The following is a 1,000-nucleotide window of genomic DNA, read 5'->3' on the forward strand; positions in this document are numbered from 1 at the left end:
GTGATTTTTATAGCGGAGCGGCGCAAGCCGCCCGGTCCAAATCGAACGGTTTACTCGCTGCAACCGGACGGCTCGCGCCGCACCGCTAACCGAAATAGACATTAAACGACGTGAACGCTACGGCTTTTTGTTGGACATTTGCAGAATCGCGTCGGCGAGCGCGTCTCCCATCATGGCAAACGTTTTCGCGCAGCCAAGGTAATGGTAGCCGGCGTTGGAAGCACCTCGTTTTCGCAATGCGACTTCCTCGGGACTGATCAGCTCGGCTTCGAATTTCTTCAGAAACTCTCGCTGTTCTTGATCGCTCATCGCACCGTCTGCGTTGGCATGGTTCTTGTTTTTGGTTCGCAGCAAGTACCTCATCTGTCGCACCGAATCATATTTCTCTTGGATCGCCGCCAACGGTTCGTCCCAGTATGGCGACGTTGGCACAGCAGTGACGTTGCCGCGAAATTCGGGTAACGAGGCGGGCGCCGCCATCGCTTCACGGAACATCAAATTGTCAGCGTTCGCCTTCTCACCACCGACTCCCATCACACCAATCACAAACGGCATCTTTGGTGCGGCAAGGTCGCTGCGAACGTCGCGAATGAAATCGGCCATCCATTCGCTGTACTTAGCAAAGCGATTCTCGGAACTGTCCGCTGGCAACCGTGGATACACGTCGCGGTTGACCATGTCATTGAACCCTTGGAACCAAACGAACCCCGCCATTTCGTAGCCTTGATTCTTATCGTACTCGGGGCAAACTCGACCGATGTCGCTGAGCACCTGTTTAACGTGCTGGATCATCAAACGGTAATAGTGACCTGATCCGCTCTCGGGATTGCGGTCTCGCGCGATGTCTTGTTCGGTTCGCGGATAGACTCCCGCACTCGGCGGACGGTAATCATAGAACAACGACTTGCCGCCCCAAGCAGTCTTAATGATCAACACCGGCTCGTCGTAGACCTCGTCCATTTTCAAACCAAACGTGAACTCGGGGCCGATCTTGCCTCCG

1 protein-coding gene is annotated in these 1,000 nt (G+C 54.9%); it reads right to left on the minus strand.

The features are described from left to right. Positions 1–117: 117 nt before the first annotated feature. Positions 118–1,000 (minus strand): sialate O-acetylesterase (locus RMSM_RS36100; protein WP_040771455.1); only part of this gene is annotated, 883 nt, incomplete at its 5' end.

It is taken from the genome of Rhodopirellula maiorica SM1, from assembly GCF_000346295.1.
GTDB lineage: Bacteria > Planctomycetota > Planctomycetia > Pirellulales > Pirellulaceae > Novipirellula > Novipirellula maiorica.